Below are 21,808 nucleotides of genomic sequence, written 5' to 3'. Positions count from 1 at the left end.
CTTCCATTTTTATAGGCCAAATGGACCTTATTTTCCATAAACCGGTTAAGCCCATGGGATTAAAAGAAAATCAGGAGAAGAGTCACTTGCAAAGCCCCCTTCGGGTATAGTAGTATGTGTTTAAAAAAAATCGGAGGGTATATGCCTAAACAACAAGACAAACATTCCATTCAGGCGTGGTCTCTGATCAATCGCAAATATTTGGGAAAAGGCGTGCGTGTCAAACGTTTTCGCAAACCAACACGCTGTCAAGTACGCAATCGCGTTCTGCTTGCCGTTTTGATGGCTAATGACATTAAACTGTCCCAACTTGCCGAGGAGCTTTCCATCTCCTCTCGCAGCGTCAGCGCGTGGGTATATGAAGGCCGTATTCCCGGCAACACTAATCTGGAAAAGACGTGTAACACACTTGGTTATCCACACCATATTCTATTTAATGAAGAGGTTGTCCGGCGTTCACCGCTTATTTGTCAACCATCGCCGTCCCGTTTTATGAAACGGACTGTAACTCGTTCTCCGGTTAAAAACCGGATTTTGGCGGGTTTGTGCATGGTACATGATATTTCGGTGACCGATGTCAGTCATTGGATTGGCGTTCACCCGGGTACATTTCGGAAATGGTTGCATCAGGGTACCGTTCCTTCACAAACCTTCCAGGATCAGGCGGAACAGTTTTTCCGTATTCCAAAATCCATTTTGTTTGCTGATGCCATGCTGAAAAAGTAACAATGTCCTTTAAAACGAAACGATTGAAACTTTCATGAAAGCCTTTGAAAGGAACGCATTACCATCTTTCATGCATAAGGCTTTCACATCATGTGATTTACAGAATATAAAAGCAAAAAAGCACAGTCTGCCGATTCTGGCGTACTGTGCTTTTTAGATAGCAAAATTTAAATGCTTCTTGCTTATAATTTGTAACTTCTTAGGATTGAGTGCTTGCCGCTTCAGTTGAACGTCCAGCTTCTGCCTTGATGGCCTTCAGCCTTTTCATAACTGGGTTACCCCCACATCCAAAGTAGTCGTGAAGACGGCTGTATTCCTCATAGAGCTTATTATAGATGTCCACGTTCTCAGGGATTGGCTTGAAGCTCTCATCACGCATACGTGCCATATGACGCGCTGTTTCGGCGATTGTCATATCCTCCGCCCCAACTTCAGCTCCCATAGCCATGGCTGCCAGTTGACCTCCCAAACGTCCTTTATTTAATGTTTCTAACATACATAGGTCACTCTTCTTACTTTCATTTCTGGCACCACTCTCACCGCACACTTGTACGTACAACTAAATCAACCTTTTTTATATATCTTTTTGATAGATTTATGTACACATTTTCAAAATGTATAGAAAAACAGCCCCTTTTCTGCAATCCAGAAAACAGGCTGCTCCGTGTATCCAGTAACATACCATCAACTTAAAATTCACTAAACATTTCCTAAGCTGGCCCCGTGGATTCGCGTACAATTAACTCTGGAGGTATAATCCACTGACGCTCTTCTTCACAATACCCCTTTTCTTCAATCATCGATAGCATGGTATCCGCGGCACGTAACCCCAATTCTTCCTTGGGGTGCCGAATGGTTGTAAGTTTGACTTCCGTGGCTGTCGCCAAAAATGAATCATCAAACCCAACCAGTGACAGATCCTGGGGAATGCTGAGGCCCGCCGAACGTACAATATCCAGCAGCCGCACCGCCAATTCATCATTATAGGTCACCCATCCGGTCGGACGTTCCCCTGTCTCCATCGCCAACAGCTGTGATGCGCGTTGTAACGGAAGCTCATTTTTTTCTTCAGTCCGGTACGTCGTTACTGCGTTTGGATGTAACGTCACTCCATATTTACGGTGAGCGGCTACAAATCCCTTCATCCGCAGAATTCCTTGCATATCATCGGTTTTGAAAAATCCGGCCAATCGCCGGTGCCCCAGTTTGATCAAATGCTCTGCCGCCAAAAAACCACCCTTTTCATCGTCCAAACGCAAACAAGGTGCATCCATCTCCTCATAACGCGCATTGATCATTAAATAAGGGATTTGGCGATTCTCCACGGATAAATAATAGTTCAAATTGGGATTACGTTCCCCGCTTTTAGTCGGCTCAATAATAATTCCGCTCAGTGGTTGACTCAGCAGCATTTTCAGGCATTGACGCTCTTGCTCAGGATCATTGCCTGTACTTGATAATAGCAGTTTGTAGCCTTGGCGGCTTAGCTTGGACTCAATTCCCTGTACAATGGATGGAAAAATATAATCCGATATATAGGTTGTAACGATTCCAATCGTCCTTGGATTTTCAGGCTGCTTATGATCCCGTACCGCGACAAAGGTTCCTTTGCCCTGTATGCGAAGCAGCCAACCTTCCTGTACCAGCTCACCCAGCGCCTGACGCACCGTTTGCCGACTAACTGCAAATTGTTCAGACATTTCATGTTCAGATGGCAGCTGGCTTTGCGGCTCCAGTCTAGATGAATGAATCCATGATAAAATCTTCTGTTTAACTTGTATATATTTGGGCGCCATAATGTCCTCCGTACTTGCCATATCATGTACCTATTCGTATTCCGATTATAGCATATCGTCCATTTGTACATACAAATGTAACAAGAGCAGGTTATTGTTGTATAGCTGCCGGAGGCGTAAACCCATTCACAAATCCCTTCCTCATGCTTAAACTGAGTATCTAAAGGACTCTAGTGTAGGTGTAACACACATTACGAACGAAGCAACTGGTGTTCATTCATATACTTGAGTCCGGTATAGCGATCACGCAAAGTATGTGCCGTGCGCAAAGCACGAGCAAGTTGTTCCTGTGTAACCCCCAGCTCGGCAATGGTAGACGGACCTCCCACCTGAGCTAGCCATGCACGCATCTGTTCCGATGTAGGCAAAGTCCGATATACTTCAAATGCCTCCACATCCTGAGTGGCAGCCAATTCCCTATACATGTCAGACAGCAAAGCGGAGGCAACGCCCACCTTGGCACCATGCAAAACTTGCTTGCGCCCCTCTGCAATAAAATCCATTTCAATTCGGTGAGAAATATGATGCTCTCCCCCTGAGGCAGGACGGGAATGATCAATCATCAACATCGAAATACCGGATGCAATCAGCGCATTCATCAACACCTCAACTCCTGCCTTACTGCCTGCCGCGATCTCATCGACATGCTCTACACAAGCACGTAAAGCCACCTCGGTAATTCGATTAGCTACAGGTGAATACGGCTCGTTTCCCAAATCTCTGGACACATGCCAGTCCGCTAATGAGGTGAACTTACCGAGCATATCGCCAAAACCCGCGGCAGTCATCACTTGAGGGGCACTTGCCAGTACGGACAAGTCAGCGAAGATCGCCTCTGGCGGAACGGCTTGGAACGTCTGCTTGCTGCCATCCACAATTAATGGGGCCCCAGCTGAGGTAAAACCATCTACAGATGCAGCCGTTGGGACTGACAAGAACGGACGATTCATTTTATAGCACACAAAGCGAACCAGATCATGAATCGTACCTGACCCTACAGCAAGCACAGCCTGACTTTGATCCGCCACACCTAGCAGAACCTTCATGATATAAGTTTCATCAGCAACAACATCCCCTACCGCATTCGGAGGTAGCCGAACCACATCAACTGTCATACCTGCTTCACGGATTAATTCAGCTACTTTTTTCCCTGCTGCTGCTGAAGTATGCTCATCCTCTACCAGAGTGACATGCCGATAATTCTGTTGATTCAGATAAGAAGCAATGGATTCAAGCGCTCCATCCCGCACCTCGATAAACAATTCAACCTTTCGGTGAGGATGATCAGTGTTACTAGCCTGCGCCTCTTCGTTCCACAGCTTAATCTGCTCATTCATATTCATTTCATCAGCCTCCTGAAAAAGGAATAATTTGTACAAGAATGATCCATACTAATAATAGATTCCGTTTGAAAACGATTACTATTTAATTGTACGCACAAGTGTGGGTACAAGTCCAGAAAAAACGTACAAGTTACGATTCAATTCAACCATTCGAAAGGAACAAGATTATGAAATTTGGAACAGATATTGCCTGTGCGCTCGGTTTACTGGCAGGTACAACGTTTGGCAGTGGGGTTGCTTTTTTGTTCGGCTGGCAAGCTTATCGTGCACTGACTTCTGTCACGGTTTTTGGCATTGCTGGGATTATCATTACCATTGCCGTTTTTCGCTTGCTGCACCGAAAGTCGCTTTCTACGTCCAATTCTCAATGAATTCTGTTGAAAGCCAGACCATTTTAATTTGACTGCATACATAAAAAACGGGCCTCACAAGCCATTTGCAGCTTGAGAGTACCCGTTTTTGGTTTAGCACATTTTCACCTAAGTTGTGTGAACTTCTGGATCAACGTCCAATTCATAATCAATTTCATCAAAACCGAATCCAAACAATTGAAGGAAATCCAGACGATATTGCTCAAGATCACCCAGTTCGGATACGTTTTCGGTAGTGATCTCAGACCAAGCCGCTTTAACAGCTTGCTGCACATCCTCTCTCATTTCCCAGTTGTCCAGACGAATGCGTCCTTCATCGTCTGTTTCCACAGTGGACCCACTGTATAATGCCTCGAACAGACGTTGCGCCTGCTCAATACAACCCTCGTGCAGTCCCTTTTCTTTCATGACCTTAAACAGTAAGGAAATATACAGAGGCACAACAGGTATAGCCGAACTGGATTGTGTAACCAAAGCTTTATTCACTGAAACGTAGGCCTTCCCACGATATCGCTCCAGTTGCTTTGTTAACGTATGTGCTGTGGCTTCCAAATCATTTTTAGCTTGGCCAATGGTTCCTTTACGATAAATAGCCTCCGTAATCTCAGGACCAATATACGAGTAAGCCAGTGTGGTTACCCCTTCAGCCAGCAGGTCGGCTTCTTCCAACGCTTTTAACCACAGGGACCAATCTTCGCCACCCATGACCGTGATGGTGTTATCAATCTCCTCCTGCGTTGCTGGTTCAAGCGTAATTTCCGACACGACACCTGTGTTCGTATTCACCGTTTTATTCGTAAACGGCTGTCCGATGGGCTTGAGAACGGAATTGAAGGTCTCTCCCGTATCAGGATGTGTCCGTCGCGGTGAGGCGACACTATATACAATCAGGTCTACCTTGCCCAGCTTTTCTTTGACCAGCTTCAGCGTCTCCTGCTTAATTTCATGGGAAAAAGCATCTCCATTAATGCTCTCCGCTATGTAGCCAGCCGCTCTGGCTGCTCTTTCAAAGGCCACTGTATTGTACCAGCCTGCCGAAGCCGTGCGCCCCTCTGAAGCAGGACGTTCAAAGGATACTCCTACGGTGTCAGCTCCCATACCGAAGCTCGCAGCAATGCGGGAAGCCAGTCCATAACCTGTGGATGCTCCGATCACAAGTACCTTTTTAGCTCCTTGTAATCCCGTGCTGTCTTTGATGTAGTCGATTTGACGATTAACGTGAGCCGCACATCCTGCAGGATGCGCAGTCGTACATATGAAACCACGAATTTTCGGTTTAATAATCATTGCAAGGGTCCCCCTACTTTGGCATTCATTTAATATTGATGGAATGGTTGTCCAGTCATAACTATATTACAAATCAGCTTGCGGCTCAACATATAACATGGTCTTGAAGGTAAACGATCAAATACTATGACACAGATATCCCCGAACTGCGACTCTACGCCAAAAAGAACATCGCCGTAAACATCATAGTCTACAGCGCTCTTTAACTCCAATATTCATTTGGATTATTTTCTAGCAATATCACATCTTCTCCTTTCTCTTGTCTTATTTTGATATTAGTCCTTCCCCAGGTACACATTAAATCAATAATTTGATTTGCTGTAATTCCATATTCCGTTATATAGTACTCCACTTTTGGAGGCATTTGATTATACACATGTCTGCCTATGATCCCATCCTTCTCAAGTTCACGAAGTTGCTGTATAAGAACCTTTTGAGAAATGCCTGCAATACTACGCTGTAATTCCTGGTCCTCTTTCTACCAGACATTAATAAGCATATGATTAAGGATTTCCACTTACCTCCGATGATCTCCAGTGTTGCTTCTATGCCTAAATTATATTGTTTCATACGACCACCTCTTCAAGACTAAAATAACTAAGTTTATCGAATTCATTTTATAATCACATATCTTCACTCTAAGTACCACGCACACTTTCAAGTAACTATATTACTTTATTGTGTGTATTTACTTTTTTTATAGCCTACAGAATAATAATACGTATCCACAAAAAGCAAATGATGCGATGTAAGAAAGGTGATTGATGATGAAGACTCTCGTAATTTTAGCACATCCGAATATTGAAGATTCCAGAGTAAATCAAAGATGGAAACAAGAATTGCTTCGATATTCCAATGAAATTACAATTCATGAAATTTATAAAGAGTATCCCAACTGGAATATTGATGTTTTGAAAGAACAAAAGTTACTTGAAGCACACAACAATATCATATTTCAATTTCCCTTATACTGGTATAGTTACCCTCCTTTATTAAAAAAGTGGTTTGATGATGTTTTCACCCATGGATGGGCTTATGGTTCAAAAGGTGATAAATTAAAAGGAAAAAAGCTAGGGATCGCCATGTCGATTGGCGATAAAAAAGAAAACTACTTATCTACGGGTTCCGTTACATTTACGGTAGATGAAGTTATAGCCCCTTTTAAAGCAAGCGCAGTACATGTGGGCGCCGTAACATTACCCTATTTCGCTGTCTTCGGAGCCTCGTTTCAAGCAAGTGATGAAGACATTAACCAGAGTGCAAAAGATTATATTAAATATATATTCCAGCATAAATAAAATGGCTGTATAATAGCACGCATCTTAACCATATAAAAACAGGCTCTTGGAGGCATTCAGCCAATCCAAGAACCTGTAATTGTTAGGTATAATGCGGTCGAGAGGACTCGAACCTCCACGGGGGGTTAGCCCACACGGACCTGAACCGTGCGCGTCTGCCAATTCCGCCACGACCGCATACTATGTATTGATGGCGATACTTTAATCACCATAATTAAGATTATATCTTGAATAGAGCTTAAAAGCAAGCAGATTTATATTATATTTTCTATGAATAATGCTAGTAAATATAAGAAAATCACTGGATATCACCAACCAGATATGGTAAGATGAACGCATCAGGAAAGGAGGTGCGTCAACATCAATAATCATATGTTGAGCGTATCCCTTACCCGGTCCGTTATTCTCTAATTTGCAGAGTTGACGGAGGCGCGGGATACGGATCAAGGCTTTAATTAAGCGCCACGGGTAGAAAGACCGTCCACGGACGGTCTTTTTTATTTCATCATACTCTATTATAGATACGATTACATATTGTGAAAAGAGGCGTTACAATGTCGATTAGACCTGCGAAAGTAGAAGAATTAAAGGAACTGGTAGCCATCTGGCTGGATGCTTCTATAGAAGCCCATCATTTTATTGCTCCGCAGTATTGGACATCTCAAGCTGCCGAGATGGAGAACAAGTACCTTCCCCTCGCTCAAAACTACGTTATCATACAAGATGACCATACGATCGGCGGCTTCATTTCCATGATGGACGGATACTTGGCTGCTCTGTTTATACGTGTTGACTCTCAAAGAAAAGGCTATGGCAAGTTACTATTAGATGGGGTTAAGCAACAGCATGAGGAAATTCAATTAAAGGTGTATCAGTCAAACACCAAAGCATTTAACTTTTATACTAAAAATGGATTTACCATTCAAGCAGAGTCAGTGGATGCCGAGACTGGTGAGAAGGAATTTGTGATGGTATGGACAAAACATTAACAACAATGAAGCACATCTAGCTTTTTAGAGCAAAGGCCCCGCTCCCGTACCCATACGGAACAAGCAGAGCCTTTTACTTTTATCTACTACTGTCTAGTCTCTTATTTAAGCCCATAAACTTCGGTATATAAAGTCTCTTTAAACGGAGCAAACGCCGATTCAGCCAACGCACCTGGATAGCTCATAATCTGAAGCCGCAGATCCGTCTGTCCTTCTCTTAGAGGGGGCTGTACATATTCAAAATGGTTCAGATGGAATCCCAATCGTTCGTAAAAACCAATTCTTCTCCGTGACCATTCATCCACTGGCGGCTCAACCTCCAGCACTACCGGTTGGTTAGACTGTGAGATAAATCTACCCATAAGCTTTTGGCCTAATCCGCCACCTCGTATACGGGAATCTACCGCAATATGCTCTACAAACCGAAAATGTGCGAATTTCCACCCTGCCAAAAAAGCCACTATGTTACCCTGCTCATTTTTTTCAGTGATGATGCGATAGCTAGGATGCTTCAATAAAGCCTTTTGAGCCTCAAACGTCCTGCATTCTGATGCTGGAAAAGAAGACTCCATAATCGCATATATTTCAGAAAAATCGTGCTCATTTATCATATATCCTTAGCTCCTTTACCTCTACATCCCCAACGACAACAGCCTGTCTTTCATTAAGAGAAAGAGGGGGTTAGACCTTGTTTAATTCCATAAGCGTCAGCAACACGTGTTCCAACAACTCTGAAATATCCTCCATCTGCTCTTCGTTAATTTGCCTGGAAAATCGGAGTTCAATCCTGTTTTGGTATGTAGACGTCTTCTCTCCGTAAATCTGACTTAACGTTTGTACTGGTCGAAGTTCGGGCTTCCAAATGTCGGTCAGTATATTTTCAATCTGGCTGCATTGTGTCTCCATCTCTCGAATCTTCATATCAAAATACAGCAACAAGCTACATCCCGGAGTTTGGTCTTCCATTTCCAAAATTTCTGCAGCCAGGTTGTTTAAATCCATTTTTAGTTGAAGTTCTGCCGTCACACCCGGCTGTTCTCTCAGACTGAACTGTACGCCAAATTCACGCGACATTACCGACATTTCCAATCTATCGATTCGCTGTGTAATGTTAATACGTGAATCCAGATTATCCAGATCGTAAACCGCATTTTCCATAGCCACTTTTAAATTATCAAAAACGGTCGGGTCGAACATTTTTCTCACCTCCAATTATTGAGTATAACATAGCTTCTGTTACCCCTAAAATAGAATGCCCCTTTTCATAAAAGCATATTAAGATGGAACTTTATAGTATACAGCAAGTTGGCTAATTCCTAATTGAAGTTTAGTGAATAAATTTGTAAAAACACATAATTGTGACAAAAAAATATATATTTTTGTTTATTGTTCCATTTTTATTCCAATTTATTGGAATGCGCTATATAATAATGGATGTAATTAGCAATATATATCATATAAATCTCAAAACAAAAGAAGGGAAGAGATTATTAAATGAAAAAGGCAATAATATCCACACTAGGTCTAGCACTTCTATTAAGTACATCCACCGCTGTTGCATCTGCTCAAGAAGCAGCACCCGCATTACAAAAGGAATCTATTCAGCTTTCATCTTCCTGGTATACCGACGTAGAGCCTAATAACTGGTTTGATCAAGCCACTGGAATAACAGTAGGAAGTGGCGTCGATATCTATGGGAACTTCGGAAAATTCATTTCTGAAGGCAATATAGGCTATGACTTTGCAGATTATTATAAGTTTACAGCCCCTCGGTCTGGATTTTATGAATTTAACATTCAAGGGGAAATATATCCTAATTCATGGATGATGCTTAGTGTGGCTGACAGCAATGGAAGTATCAAAAGAAGTGCAGCAGATCGTCAATACCGTTTAGGTATAAATCTTGAAGCCGGACAAGATTATTACTTGTTAGTAGAGGTAGCCAATCCTGAGGTTGGTCAATTGTTCGACTATAGAGTTTTTTCTACGATTAAATAAACTAAACAGCCAATGGAGCATATCAACAACGTAATCTTTTTTACAGGGTCTGCGCTTTTACATCTTTGAACGACTATTGTCTTACGACAAATGTAGCTATATCCTCGTAGAAGAACTGACGGTTTACGTTCATATCTTCTTCGTGCTTATGGCTCGTTTGTACTTCTTCATCTTAGATAATCACCCTCTTGCAACATTTTTAATGTACACCCTCAAAATAACTAATCCTTTTTTGTATATCATATATCTAGTGAAAGATATTGAATAATAACCCCATAATTAAATCACTAATATATTTATGTAAATGAATATAAATCCCAAAAAAGAGAGGAATCATTATTCATGAAAAAAACGTTGTTAGCTTCATTAGGTCTTACACTTATGCTGAGTACTACTGCCAGTGTCGCTTTAGCTTCAGAAGCAGATTCTGTACCAGTTGCAAAGGAATCCAACCAACTCTTCGGTAATGGAACTGACAGGGAGCCTAACAATTGGTATGATAAGGCCAGCGAAGTTTGGCTAGGTAGTGATATATACGGAACCATAGGGGAACTCATTGAAGGAAGAGACTATGATACTTACGATATGTATAAATTTAAGGCTTTTCAGACCAAATGGGTTGATTTTAAAATTGAAGGGGATAAGTATCCTAATGCATGGTTAAATTTGACTCTAACAGATAGCGATGGTCATATGATTAAAACAACAGAAGAAGGACAGAATACTTTAGGTAAAAAACTTGAGGCTGGCAAAGAGTACTACTTAGAAGTGGGAGTGCCAGGCTACGAAATCGGTCAATTGTTCTGGTACAAGATTTCCGCCAAAATTGAGGAATAAAGATACTAATTCAGTTTCCTATACAATAAAGCCTCACTCCTAATTTTAGGGGCGAGGCTTTTTGGTTTGCTGTATATTAGTAACCTTTTCTTACGACAAACGTGAGCTAAAGTCCTCGTAAGAGAACTGACGGATTACCTTGATGCCTTCTTCGTCATTGTAGCTGGCGATGGCTGGCAGGTTGACTCCGTTGAACATGTGGTTTTTGACCATCGTGTAATGGGCCATGTCGCAGAATACAAGCTTGTCTCCCGGCTTCAATGGCTCTTTAAAGGAATAGTCACCAATCACATCTCCAGCCAAGCACGTAAGTCCACCAAGTCTGTAAGTATGTGCATATTCACCAGGCTTGCCTGCGCCAATGATGTTCGGGCGGTAAGGCATAGCCAGTACATCAGGCATATGACATTCAGCCGAAGTATCCAGAATGGCAATGTCCATTCCGTTCTTCATTGTATCCAATACAGTCGCAACCAGATATCCGGTGTTCAAGGCGATGGCTTCGCCTGGCTCAAGATAAACTTGCACACCGTATTTATCCTGAAAATATTGAATACAGCGTACCAGTGTGTCCAGATCATAGTCTTCTCTGGTAATATGGTGACCGCCGCCGAAATTGAGCCATTTCATTTGCTTAATATATGGCCCAAATTTCTCATCCACGACTTTAATGGTGCGCTCAAGCGTATCAGAATTCTGTTCACACATCGTATGAAAATGAATACCGTCCACGCCATCCAGATCCTCAGGTCTAAAGTTAGCCAGAGTCACACCCATTCTGGAGTTGTTGTAGCAAGGATCATACAGCGGCGTTTCGATTTCCGAATATTCCGGATTTACTCGAATGCCGATGTCGATTTTTTTGGAAGTTACGCCTTGCACTCTGCTTTTGAAGCGTTTCAGTTGATCAAAAGAGTTGAAAACAATATGGTCAACATACTCCAATAGCTCATCAAATTCACTGTCAACATAAGCAGGTGCGTATACGTGAACCTCCTTGTCCATTTTCTCGCGACCGAGTCTTGCCTCGAACAACGAGCTGGAGGTTACGCCTTTTAAGTATTTGCCAACCAGAGGAAAGGTCGAAAACATCGAAAAACCCTTAAGAGCGAGCAGAATACTGCAACCTGTCCGCTCTTGTACAGAATTCAAAACCTCAAGGTTTTTGACAAGAAGTCTTTCGTCAACAAGATAACAAGGTGATGGGAGTCCGGTAATATCAATATTCATCGCAGACCTCAATCAAGCAACGTTGGCGTAAAGTTCTCTTGCCATGGCAATCCGTGTTTATTTAGTGCTTCCATGAATGGATCTGGATCGAATTCCTCAACGTTGTAAACGCCTGGTTTTTTCCAGAGGCCTTTGATAATAAGCATTGCACCGATCATAGCCGGAACACCTGTTGTGTAAGAAATGGCTTGGGAGCCAACCTCTGCATAACATTCTTCATGATCACAAACGTTGTAAACATAATAGGTTTTTGGCTTTCCATCTTTCACGCCTTGGATGATGCAGCCAATGTTTGTTTTGCCTTTTGTTCTTGGTCCCAGAGAAGCCGGGTCCGGTAAAATAGCTTTCAGGAATTGCAGTGGAATGATTTGTTGCCCTTCATAATCAATAGGCTCGATCGAAGTCATGCCCACATTTTGAAGTACGTTCAAATGATTCAGATAATTGTCCGAGAACGTCATCCAGAAGCGGATTTTTTTCACGCCTTTAATATTCACTGCAAGAGATTCCAGTTCTTCATGGTACAAAAGATATATATTTTTCGGTCCAATTTCAGGCAGGTCGTATACCTTTTTCTCAGAAAGCGGCTCAGTTTCAATCCATTCTCCGTTTTCAAAGTAACGGCCTTTCGCTGTAATTTCACGAATATTGATTTCCGGATTAAAATTAGTTGCAAAAGGATATCCGTGGTCCCCTGCATTCGCATCCACAATATCAATCGTATGAATTTCATCAAAATAGTGCTTTTGAGCATAAGCCGTAAATACTCCAGTCACGCCTGGATCAAAACCGCTGCCCAGCAGAGCTGTAATTCCTGCTTTTTCGAATCTTTCTTTGTAGGCCCATTGCCAGCTGTATTCAAACTTCGGCGTATCCGGCGGTTCATAGTTCGCCGTATCAACGTAATGAACACCTGTCTCAAGGCAAGCATCCATTATCGTCAAATCCTGATAAGGGAGAGCCACATTGATAACTACATCCGGTTGAAAGCTTCGAATCAAGTCAATGACCATGTCGGTGTTGTCAGCATCAAGCTGAGCCGTTTGGATCTTCGTACGACCTCCACCCAGCTTCTCTTTAAGCGCATCGCATTTCTCAACAGTTCTGCTTGCGATACAAATTTCTTCAAATACATCTGGGTTTTGGCAACATTTATGCACCACAACGCTGGCCACGCCACCGGCGCCAATAATCAATGCTTTTCCCAAAATAAATAACCTCCTTATTCCATACGCTAATCGCTATTCATTCTTGCAAACAAAATGATTATAAAGACATCCCACCAAATAATCAAGAAAAACGACAATTTGCTGTGTCAAAATTCACAGAAGCATGTCACAAAAATTTTACAAACCCCAAAATTAGGCATAAATTCTCCGTAAAGCGAGCAAAAAGCAGACATTTCTCCATACATTACAGGGAAGCCAGCACACCTTTAACGGAAGTTTTCTTGAATATGATGCTCATAACCTTTAAAAAAATTATATTATCTTATTTTTTAATAAAAGACTACCCCTCCGCATGCTATGAAGAAGATTCATGAGGCGGTACAAAAATGGGCTGATAGCGTAATGCTTCATCTACAATCTCTGCCGCACTCAAATTACGGTCATCCCAGTAGATCAAATTACTAATCCCCGGATGAGGTGTATTTTGCATGACTACGGTAAGCATGCTGTCGATTTCCTCCTCTGTTCCCTCGCCTCTGATGATTTTTTCCACCAACTGTATAAGCTCACTTCGGCTTAAACTTTGGGGGGTCAATGGATCTCGATCCAGACTCATACAATCGCCCTCCTAGGTATTGAATAGTCGGCACAGTGCAAGGCCTTATGCTTCTACTATAAGCGTTATACGGCCTATTATGGAGCTTTAAGAAGTGTCATAATAAATAAAGCCGCCCCCGGTGTGGGAACGGCTCTATATCGTAATAAAGCGTATTAAACCATGATTTTGCAAATATCGTTCGTGAATTCAACCGGATCTTGCAGTGGCAAGCCCTCGATCAGCAAAGCTTGATTGTACAGTAATGCCGTATAGAGGTTCACTTTCTCCTTATCCTCGGCAAAGGCTTCTTTCAAAGAGTTGAACACCGCATGGTTCACGTTGATTTCCAGCACTTTATTTGCTTTGACATCAGCGTTATTCGGCATGGCGTTCAAAATTTTCTCCATCTCAATAGTCACTTCGCCGTCAGCGGACAGACATACCGGATGTGTCTTCAAGCGCTTGGAGGCTTTAACACTGGATACTTTGCCTTCCAGCAAGCCCTTCATGTACTCGAACAACTCCTTGTTGTCGTTTTGTTCCGCTTCAGTTTCTTTCTCATTTTCGTCAGACTCAATGCCCAGATCGCCACTCGATACGGATTTGAATTCTTTCTCTTTATAGCTTAAGAGCATTTTAATAGCGAACTCATCAATATCATCAGTGAAGTACAAAATTTCGTAGCCTTTATCGGCCACCAATTCGGTCTGCGGTAGCTTTTCAATACGCTCATTGGACTCCCCGGAAGCATAATAAATATACTTTTGATCCTCTGGCATACGAGATACATATTCGTCCAAAGTAACCTGCTTTTTCTCTGTAGAAGAGTAGAACATAAGCAGATCCTGAAGGGCTTCTTTATGTCTGCCGTAATCGTTGTACACACCAAATTTCAATTGTCTTCCAAATGATTTGTAGAATTGATCATATTTCTCCCGATCATTTTTGAGCAGAGTCAACAGCTGGCCTTTAATTTTGCTTTCAATATTTTTGGCAATCAGCTTCAACTGACGATCATGCTGCAGCATTTCTCTCGAAATGTTGAGTGACAGGCTTTCGGAGTCAACCATACCTTTTACAAAGCTAAAATAATCCGGCAGCAGGTCAGGAGATTTTTCCATGATTAGCACACCGTTAGCATACAACTCCAGCCCTTTTTCATATTCCTTAGAGTAAAAATCAAACGGAATATTCTCAGGAATAAACAAAATCGCTTGGTACACTACCGCGCCGTCCGCGCTGACATGGATATGCTGGAGCGGCTTGTCGTAGCCATAGCGTTTTTCCGCGTAGAAATTTTGATAATCCTCGTCGGTTAGCTCGCTTTTATTTTTTCTCCAGATGGGCACCATGCTGTTAATACGCTGTTCTTCTTTGTAATCCTCAAACTCGTTATCGCTTCCTTCTTTCAGACGCTTGCCTGTAACATCCATTTTAATCGGGTAGCGGATAAAGTCGGAGTATTTTTTAATAAGCGCTTTTAAACGGTACTCGTCCAAATATTCGTCGTAGGACTCATCCTCGGTGTTTTCCTTGATTTTCAGAACAATCTCGGTTCCGACCTCGTCCTTCTCAGCCACCTCAATGGTATAACCGTCAGCACCTGTAGATTCCCATTTATAAGCAGTATCGCTTCCCAAAGCCTTGGTCGTTACTGTAACTACATCTGCTACCATGAAAGCTGAATAGAAGCCGACGCCGAATTGACCGATAATGTCATGACCATCCTTGGACTCATTTTCATTTTTGAATGCCAGTGAGCCACTTTTAGCAATGATGCCCAGGTTATTTTCCAGTTCTTCCTTGGTCATCCCAATCCCGGTATCACGCAGAGTTAGCGTTCTATGATCCTTATCGGCAATTACTTTAATATAATAATTCTCTTTGTCAAAGACTAATTGATCGTCTGTCAGTGCTTTGTAATAGATTTTGTCAATCGCATCACTTGCGTTGGAGATCAGCTCTCTTAGGAAAATTTCCTTTTGAGTGTAAATCGAGTTAATCATCATTTCGAGCAGACGCTTGGACTCAGCCTGAAACTGTTTTTTCTCCATTCGAATATCTCCTTTCAAATATAAACCTATGTAAGGCCAGCGGATAAGAGCTATGCAAACGATTCAGCTTTGTTAGCACTCCCATCATTCGAGTGCTAGCCTACCTTTTTTATAACATTCCTCATTTTTTATGTCAATATCTTGGTTAATCTGCATAGTAAAATTCCATTTCAGGGAATCGTTAGTGCCCGATTTGCTTAAACATAACGTTAAACATTTCGACAGTGGATGGAAACAGCCCCTGCACATGGGGAAGCAGGTTACTCCTAATCTGTAGCTCATCCTCATCCAAATGCCGGAGATCCTCGTGAAAGAACCAGACAATAGGATAATCGCCGTCCTTATGTCTGCTGCCTACATTTAAACATACAGGGCCCTGATCGTCTTCTGCAATGGCAAATGGAATATAGCCTGCTGACAGCAAAGGTGACCATTGATCGATCAAATCATAAAATGCCTTTAAGCCTTGACCTGCTGGCAGACGTGGAAACTCTACAAACGTACAATCGCTCCAGTATACTCCTGGGATAGATTCATTATCGAATTGTAAAGATACATAATGGTAGGACATGATAAAATTCTTCAACAGAGGCGGCAGCTCAAAATGGTATTTTTCTTCCATCTCCCGAACTTCCTGTTCTGTAATCTGTGAAGGAAGGGGCTTCCACTTGATCCATCCCTCCTCATCGACGTTCCCATCACGCATTTCGAACGGTACATTTTCTTCCACATCCATAAAAAAGGCTTCATCCATCTGTGCAAATAACTCCTTCATGGATGTGCGAATATCCGCTTTCTTGTCCATGTCCTCACACCTCTTTCCTTTTTACTCGCATTTTGCATCATAGATGTATGCCTCATGCGTCTCTATATAGAAATAGCATTGCAATCATATGCCACTATACTTTTTATGTTCAGCTTATCAGAACTTGCTTTTTTCACCATTTGCGGAATATTAGTATTACCAGCGCAATGGCTCATAGTTACGCCAGAGGAACCAACGCTCTGTCTCGTGAATTGGAGCAGTGCCAATGGTATATTCATCCTTGGTACCATGCTGCAAATCAATCAAATGAAGCATACCGCCATACGTCCCAACCGCCAACATGCCTTCATCAGATGTAACTGCCAGTCCAGATATCGTACTTCCGACAAAATAGCGCCAAAGTTCACGTCCCTCTCTATCCATAAGACGGAGATATCCGTAGGCATCACCTAGAATAGCTCCTTGCGTCAGCGCTACTGCAGCGTATACTCGCATTTCTTCATTTATTATCGGCCATTCTTCCGTATTCTGAGCAAGTCCCTGCTCCACTTCGGCAATCAACACCTGAATGGTGGCACCGTTGTAGAAATGACAGGCATTGTACCAGACATCCAGATCATCTTTGGAAAATAGAGCATAATGCGGATAGCTGGAGCTCGGCTCCCATGTATGCACCGTCTTATCGGTTAAGTCCATGAGCAAATGCTCACTCATCTGGCTTCCATAAGCGATCCAGCGTCCATCCTTCGACACAGCTCCATGCGCCATATCCACAATCGTGTCTTCCAGCCCCAATTCTCTTCGTTCAGACGCCTTGGGATGGATCAAATCCACCTGATCACCAGCCAGCAAATAAACACCGTAACCGCAAACCAGCAACAAGCGCTGTCCATCGCCAAACGGAATCACTTCATCTAATATATCCTCAGGGTGTTCCTCATCCGCCAAGCATTCCAAGTCAGGAATAGATGCTTTTAAGCGGACACGTATATCCGTCCATTGAAAATGCGCTGTCTCTTCGCCTTCCAGGTTCTGGTCCGGGTGACGAATAATCCGAATCCCTTGTCCGTCCACCAGCGCAAAATAACTCCCGTCCGGCGAACAACCTACACGATGCAGTCCAGGGATTTGCCTGATTCCATCTTTCCCCGTCACATAGATCTTTCCGCGTTCCCGAGGACTGCCTGCATGCAGAATAACCTCATTGCTTCCATTCATAAATGCCATCGGTCTAACGGCTTGCAAGGCCTCTTCAAACGCTGGTGTAAGCGGCCAGGATGCAACCGGAATTTCCCGACGTAACTGCTCTGTTTCCCCTGCCTGATTCGCTTCCTGAATCATACGAAAAATATCTTTGGCCAGCTTAGAGCGTTCGTCCTGCTTTGGCTCTGGCTGCTCCTGCTGCCACTGGCTTTCCATACCGATTCTGACAAATTCGTTCACATCTGCGGCATACCTTTTTCCTTCCTGTCGCCACTGTGCTGCCAATTCATGATTCAACCAGCTCATTCTGCTCCCCCATTCCAGTCGTCTATGTATGCCCAGTTTGTTCTACAAGCTTTATTCATTCTGTTAGGTGGTTTCTCACCTTCGTCAACACAGACCACAGGTCTGTCACTGCTTTTACCTCCTCATAATCCAGGTAGGCATCGTACTTTTCGTAATATTTGACCGCCACAATCACCATCTGAATCGTCACTGGCTGTCTAGCAGCCTTAAGAACTTCTACAATACTTTCAAAGGTGGCCAGTTCAAACCAAGTTTGAACCTGACGATCTGATATCCATAGGGGAATATACTCGTCCTGTTCGTTGGTTGCGGCTGTACCGTCCTCTGCACATTCCTCCAGCCAATGCTCATCCAAATAATAAATCGGTGTTTGAACAGGGTCCTGATCCCATTGATCCACATTCACATATAACCAGTTATTATGAAGTTGCCCCACGCTGCACACCAATTCCTGCAATCCTTCAAATACACAATAAGAAGGGCGCTCCCTGCGACGGTAATCCTCAAGTCTTGTCTCATACCTGCTCATCTCCAGCCACCCCGTTTCTGTATCATCCAAACACTCAAAATTCGCGTAACATACATTTATAACTCATAAAACCCGATATAAGTACAAGCACCTTGTCAATAGTTAAGACTACATAAGGAGATTGATCTATTCATGAAAAGAATCACCGCACTTATTATTCTGTCTATGCTCTTACTTGTAACCCCGATCTACGCTGCTGCACCAGCACCTATGCTGGTTTATGTGGATCAGAGTAACCACTCCTTCATCCCGCTTCGCCTCCTAAACAGCTATGAAGGGATCACACTCAACCTGAACCCAGCAGACAAAAAAATAGAAATTGCGCAAGGCAATACCCGGCTTACATTATTTACGGGACAAGCTGCTGCTAAAGTAAATGACCAAACAGTTCGTATGCAAAATGCACCTTTTACCGATAACAGCACTACCTATGTACCCTTACAGTTCATCAGCCAACATCTAAACCTGCAAGTCTTATGGCTAAAAGAAAACTCAGCTGTGCGTATTACGCAAGGTACAACGTCTGTTACGCTTCCGGTACTTATCGGCAAGCTACCCGGAAGCACTACCCCCATCACGACAGCTCATAAAAGCTTCAAGGTTGGATCTCGTACCTTTTCCGCCAAGGTGATCACCATCTCCATGCTCCATCCCAAGGTGAGTTTAGACGTAGCACTGGCGGGCGATACCATTGGTAAAGTGGAGAACTTAAGCAGTCTCGCCAAACGCAATCAAGCGGTTGTAGCCATTAATGGCACATTTTTTGACGCCTATACCAAAAGCTCCTACAAAACGCCTTACGGCTATTTGGTCAGCCACGGCAAGATGTTAAAAAAAAGCTCCGGCGATCAACGCACCGTCTTCACCTACGATGCTAACCATTTAGCCGAGCTCGTGTCGGGCTCTGCCTTTGAACAACGGTTAACAACCCAAGGTAGCGTCGAAGGTGCTCTTCAAGCTGGACCTCGTCTGGTCACGAACGGCCAGGTTTCCCTGAATGTCAAAGCCGAAGGCTTCAAGGACCCTAAAATATTAACAGGCGGCGGCGCCCGCAGCGCACTTGGGATTACTAGGGATCATAAGCTGATCCTCCTGACCACAAGCGGAGCGACTATTCCACAGCTCGCCCAAATGATGAAGCAGGCTGGTGCTTATCAGGCTATGAATCTGGACGGCGGTGCTTCCAGCGGACTGTACTACAACGGCTCTTACCTCACCACACCCGGCCGCCAAATCAGCAACGCCATTATTGTAAAGTATCAATAGACGAATAAAGCGCTGTTCTCACGGATATGCAAGCCGTGGGGATAGCCTTTTCCTTTTTCCCAGTCTCGGTTAATCGGCTTCCACCTGTTCGAGTAGCTTGTCTGATCCGTTACGGGTTGATCCTGCAACCTACAATCGAATCAGACTGGTAAAGCTGTTGCTGCCTTCGCTTCCTTTTTTTAAAGAAAGGTATATACGGTTATTTTCTCTGCTAGCCAAGCATTCATAAAGTCCGGGTTGCACAGACAGGAATGACCCTCCCCATACACAATCAGGTTCCAACTCACCACCTGTGGCTTCCTCTCCTGCACCAATAAATATGTTTCCTGAGGGTACCTTCAAAAACAGCCGCACCGTCGGCTGCTCAATATGATCTGCTATCACAACCTCATACGTCCCGTCCGCTCCCAGATTCAAAAAAGCAGCGTTTCCCTCATTCAACTCCCCCAGCTCGTCCTCTTCGATGGACCACCAATCAGGCTCATCGTTCAAGCGATGCTTCAGAGCTTGCGTATCAAATAGGCAAAGAGTCGCCGTGTCTGTCGTAAATTGAAATGGACTGCTTGCCGTGTTCATCATGTGATCCTCCTGATCATGGTCAGCGAATTTCCGTTTTTCCACGTCCTCCGCTATCCGTATTGCTATATTTGAGGGAAATTATCCCTGTATGTAAAGTATAACAATGCTTATAGGACCAGACAACATACTAGGGCTACCATCCATTCTGCATTAAAAAAGCCCTCCCTCACGCTCTCGTGAAAAAGGGCCACTCTGTGAATTTTAGGCGATCCGAACCCTGCTGTTAGATCAGAAAAGATTTGGTGATAATCACCAACAAAATGAACAATACCAAAATCGCGCCTGTGGATGTCCATGCTCCACCGTAACCTACTTCACCCATATCTAAATCCCTCCTTGCGTTAAAGCTTACTCTTATCGTATGTAGAAAAGCGGATAACGACCGGGCGAATCGGTAAGTTTATTTGTGTGAAGGGGCCTCTTAGAAAATGGACTGGTATGTTTCGGATGGGTCGGTAATGACTCGGGATGACAACTGGCAAAGAATGTCGTCTGTTCTGCGCAGCAGCCTGCTCACATCCTTCTGCTTCATCTTCTGAAGGAGCGGGGTTTCTAGCTGGGATGAAAGGAATTGAGTGGTGCCTATAAATACGACAACATCCAATCCCGGGTTGGTTTCGGTATGTAATAAGTGCAACAAATCCGCCATCGACAAGAGTTTCGGAGGGAAAATGCTATTAGTTTCTTTCATATATAGAGCTTTTAACATGGAGGTTAGCGCCCAGTCACAGAGGATAATACAGCATTGGAGTTGGTTATGCTTGTACAGTATTTGAGCTAGTTTCATATGGTATTGGGCTAAGGTGTGGAAATCGGTTATTGAATGATCTAGGTGTTGCACGGGTCTGGATGGTTGAGTGGGACTTGGAATATAGGTAGAAGGAGCTTCTTTCATATCTATTCCTCCAGAGAATTTCAAGAATAGTCTTATTATAATTCAAAATAATACTTATAGATATAATTAATAACGAATATACGATTCTTAATCTCATGTTTACCAAAGAAAATCTTGTCTACACTTTTTAGTATGAAGGGGTGTAGATGTATGCTGGACAAAGAAGTGTTAAAGCTAGTTGGGGCTAGAATAAGAGTTTTACGCAAAGAAAAAGGCCTCTCGCAAGAAGCACTTGGGGAAAAAGGCGGATTTCATTTTACATACATTGGGCAGATCGAACGTGGAGAAAAGAATGTTTCCTTGATAAATGTAGCTAAAATCGCAAAAGCACTAGACGTAAACTTAGTTCAGTTGTTTTCATATGTAAGCGAGGACCCCAAAATTGTGGAGTCTGATGAAGATATTATAGAAATTATTACAATGCTCAAAAAATCGAGTCCAGAAAAGGTACGTTTGGCGAGAAATGTGATACGGGAGATTATCAACTAAGAAGATTCTCAAAAATTGTGAGAGCAATCTCTTGGGAAATAAAAAAAGGACCATACTTTTCATTTTCAGAAAATCATAG

At 43.1% G+C, this 21,808-nt stretch carries 24 protein-coding genes, 1 tRNA gene and 1 pseudogene; 8 read left to right on the top strand and 18 right to left on the bottom strand.

Annotated elements, in window-relative coordinates; genetic code table 11:
- Positions 1-141 precede the first annotated feature (141 nt).
- Complete coding sequence (locus HFE01_RS04020; RefSeq protein WP_013370447.1) at positions 142-726, top strand: helix-turn-helix domain-containing protein; 585 nt, start codon at positions 142-144, stop codon at positions 724-726.
- A gap of 199 nt (positions 727-925) precedes the next feature.
- Here HFE01_RS04020 and HFE01_RS27205 read toward each other — a convergent pair whose 3' ends face one another.
- From HFE01_RS27205 to HFE01_RS04005, 3 genes are all read right to left on the bottom strand, one after another.
- A complete protein-coding gene (locus HFE01_RS27205) occupies positions 926-1,222 on the bottom strand; it encodes a hypothetical protein (RefSeq protein ID WP_243208136.1) in 297 nt (98 codons plus the stop codon).
- 214 nt (positions 1,223-1,436) lie between these two features.
- On the bottom strand, positions 1,437-2,522 hold the full coding sequence (locus HFE01_RS04010) for a GntR family transcriptional regulator (protein WP_107734336.1): 1,086 nt from the start codon (positions 2,520-2,522) through the stop codon (positions 1,437-1,439).
- A gap of 191 nt (positions 2,523-2,713) precedes the next feature.
- The gene (locus tag HFE01_RS04005; protein WP_107734337.1) at positions 2,714-3,865 is read right to left on the bottom strand and encodes a sn-glycerol-1-phosphate dehydrogenase; all 1,152 of its coding nucleotides are present in this window, start codon (positions 3,863-3,865) and stop codon (positions 2,714-2,716) included.
- 167 nt (positions 3,866-4,032) lie between these two features.
- Here HFE01_RS04005 and HFE01_RS04000 point away from each other — a divergent pair, with 167 nt between their 5' ends.
- Positions 4,033-4,236: a hypothetical protein gene (locus HFE01_RS04000; RefSeq protein ID WP_016819686.1), complete on the top strand. Its 204-nt coding sequence runs from the start codon at positions 4,033-4,035 to the stop codon at positions 4,234-4,236.
- 108 nt (positions 4,237-4,344) lie between these two features.
- On the opposite strand, the gene fabV is transcribed toward HFE01_RS04000, so the two are convergent.
- Positions 4,345-5,523: an enoyl-ACP reductase FabV gene (gene fabV, locus HFE01_RS03995; RefSeq protein ID WP_017425872.1), complete on the bottom strand. Its 1,179-nt coding sequence runs from the start codon at positions 5,521-5,523 to the stop codon at positions 4,345-4,347.
- 202 nt (positions 5,524-5,725) lie between these two features.
- Positions 5,726-6,093: pseudogene (locus HFE01_RS03990) on the bottom strand (winged helix-turn-helix transcriptional regulator).
- A gap of 197 nt (positions 6,094-6,290) precedes the next feature.
- Between HFE01_RS03990 and HFE01_RS03985 the strand changes: the two are divergent.
- A complete protein-coding gene (locus HFE01_RS03985; protein ID WP_107734339.1) occupies positions 6,291-6,821 on the top strand; it encodes an NAD(P)H-dependent oxidoreductase in 531 nt (176 codons plus the stop codon).
- A 92-nt stretch (positions 6,822-6,913) separates the two neighbouring features.
- On the opposite strand, the gene HFE01_RS03980 is transcribed toward HFE01_RS03985, so the two are convergent.
- Positions 6,914-6,998: transfer RNA gene (locus HFE01_RS03980), tRNA-Leu, on the bottom strand.
- 377 nt (positions 6,999-7,375) lie between these two features.
- Between HFE01_RS03980 and HFE01_RS03975 the strand changes: the two genes are divergently transcribed.
- Positions 7,376-7,810, top strand: a complete 435-nt coding sequence (locus HFE01_RS03975; RefSeq protein ID WP_107734340.1) for an N-acetyltransferase — start codon at positions 7,376-7,378, stop codon at positions 7,808-7,810.
- A 101-nt stretch (positions 7,811-7,911) separates the two neighbouring features.
- Here HFE01_RS03975 and HFE01_RS03970 read toward each other — a convergent pair whose 3' ends face one another.
- Positions 7,912-8,421: a GNAT family N-acetyltransferase gene (locus tag HFE01_RS03970; protein ID WP_039268925.1), complete on the bottom strand. Its 510-nt coding sequence runs from the start codon at positions 8,419-8,421 to the stop codon at positions 7,912-7,914.
- A gap of 70 nt (positions 8,422-8,491) precedes the next feature.
- Complete coding sequence (locus HFE01_RS03965; RefSeq protein ID WP_107734341.1) at positions 8,492-9,007, bottom strand: hypothetical protein; 516 nt, start codon at positions 9,005-9,007, stop codon at positions 8,492-8,494.
- Between the two features lie 297 nt (positions 9,008-9,304).
- Here HFE01_RS03965 and HFE01_RS03960 point away from each other — a divergent pair, with 297 nt between their 5' ends.
- On the top strand, positions 9,305-9,808 hold the full coding sequence (locus tag HFE01_RS03960) for a hypothetical protein (protein ID WP_107734342.1): 504 nt from the start codon (positions 9,305-9,307) through the stop codon (positions 9,806-9,808).
- A gap of 342 nt (positions 9,809-10,150) precedes the next feature.
- Positions 10,151-10,645: a hypothetical protein gene (locus tag HFE01_RS03955; RefSeq protein ID WP_107734343.1), complete on the top strand. Its 495-nt coding sequence runs from the start codon at positions 10,151-10,153 to the stop codon at positions 10,643-10,645.
- A 90-nt stretch (positions 10,646-10,735) separates the two neighbouring features.
- Here the strand turns inward: HFE01_RS03955 and nspC are convergent, their stop codons facing one another.
- From nspC to HFE01_RS03920, 7 genes are all read right to left on the bottom strand, one after another.
- A complete protein-coding gene (gene nspC, locus HFE01_RS03950) occupies positions 10,736-11,875 on the bottom strand; it encodes a carboxynorspermidine decarboxylase (RefSeq protein WP_016819677.1) in 1,140 nt (379 codons plus the stop codon).
- Between the two features lie 8 nt (positions 11,876-11,883).
- Positions 11,884-13,083: a saccharopine dehydrogenase family protein gene (locus HFE01_RS03945; protein ID WP_016819676.1), complete on the bottom strand. Its 1,200-nt coding sequence runs from the start codon at positions 13,081-13,083 to the stop codon at positions 11,884-11,886.
- 316 nt (positions 13,084-13,399) lie between these two features.
- A complete protein-coding gene (locus HFE01_RS03940; RefSeq protein ID WP_107734344.1) occupies positions 13,400-13,660 on the bottom strand; it encodes a bacteriocin immunity protein in 261 nt (86 codons plus the stop codon).
- Positions 13,661-13,815: 155 nt separating this feature from the next.
- Entirely contained in the window at positions 13,816-15,696 is a 1,881-nt protein-coding gene (gene htpG, locus HFE01_RS03935; protein WP_107734345.1) for a molecular chaperone HtpG, read from the bottom strand.
- 181 nt (positions 15,697-15,877) lie between these two features.
- On the bottom strand, positions 15,878-16,501 hold the full coding sequence (locus tag HFE01_RS03930) for an SMI1/KNR4 family protein (protein WP_107734346.1): 624 nt from the start codon (positions 16,499-16,501) through the stop codon (positions 15,878-15,880).
- A 156-nt stretch (positions 16,502-16,657) separates the two neighbouring features.
- Complete coding sequence (locus HFE01_RS03925; protein ID WP_107734347.1) at positions 16,658-17,971, bottom strand: PQQ-binding-like beta-propeller repeat protein; 1,314 nt, start codon at positions 17,969-17,971, stop codon at positions 16,658-16,660.
- Between the two features lie 55 nt (positions 17,972-18,026).
- Entirely contained in the window at positions 18,027-18,500 is a 474-nt protein-coding gene (locus HFE01_RS03920; protein WP_107734348.1) for a hypothetical protein, read from the bottom strand.
- Positions 18,501-18,632: 132 nt separating this feature from the next.
- Between HFE01_RS03920 and HFE01_RS03915 the strand changes: the two genes are divergently transcribed.
- Positions 18,633-19,766 carry a phosphodiester glycosidase family protein gene (locus tag HFE01_RS03915; RefSeq protein WP_107734349.1) on the top strand — a complete coding sequence of 378 codons (1,134 nt, stop codon included), beginning with the start codon at positions 18,633-18,635 and terminating at the stop codon, positions 19,764-19,766.
- Between the two features lie 129 nt (positions 19,767-19,895).
- Here the strand turns inward: HFE01_RS03915 and HFE01_RS03910 are convergent, their stop codons facing one another.
- The 3 genes from HFE01_RS03910 to HFE01_RS27200 all read right to left on the bottom strand — a co-directional run bounded on the left by HFE01_RS03910 (position 19,896) and on the right by HFE01_RS27200 (position 21,036).
- A complete protein-coding gene (locus tag HFE01_RS03910; protein WP_243208135.1) occupies positions 19,896-20,342 on the bottom strand; it encodes a DUF6386 family protein in 447 nt (148 codons plus the stop codon).
- A gap of 226 nt (positions 20,343-20,568) precedes the next feature.
- Positions 20,569-20,667 (bottom strand): hypothetical protein, encoded by a 99-nt coding sequence (locus HFE01_RS27025; RefSeq protein WP_014599622.1) that lies wholly within the window; start codon positions 20,665-20,667, stop codon positions 20,569-20,571.
- Between the two features lie 99 nt (positions 20,668-20,766).
- Complete coding sequence (locus HFE01_RS27200; protein WP_225683746.1) at positions 20,767-21,036, bottom strand: hypothetical protein; 270 nt, start codon at positions 21,034-21,036, stop codon at positions 20,767-20,769.
- 354 nt (positions 21,037-21,390) lie between these two features.
- On the opposite strand from HFE01_RS27200, the gene HFE01_RS03900 reads away from it, so the two are divergent.
- Positions 21,391-21,729, top strand: a complete 339-nt coding sequence (locus HFE01_RS03900; RefSeq protein WP_058712638.1) for a helix-turn-helix domain-containing protein — start codon at positions 21,391-21,393, stop codon at positions 21,727-21,729.
- Positions 21,730-21,808 lie beyond the last annotated feature (79 nt).

Origin of the sequence: Paenibacillus sp. EKM10P, assembly GCF_011800655.1 — a bacterium.
Lineage (GTDB): Bacteria > Bacillota > Bacilli > Paenibacillales > Paenibacillaceae > Paenibacillus > Paenibacillus polymyxa.
The sequence above is the reverse complement of the archived record's forward strand: the minus strand, read 5'-3'. Positions and strand labels throughout refer to the sequence as shown.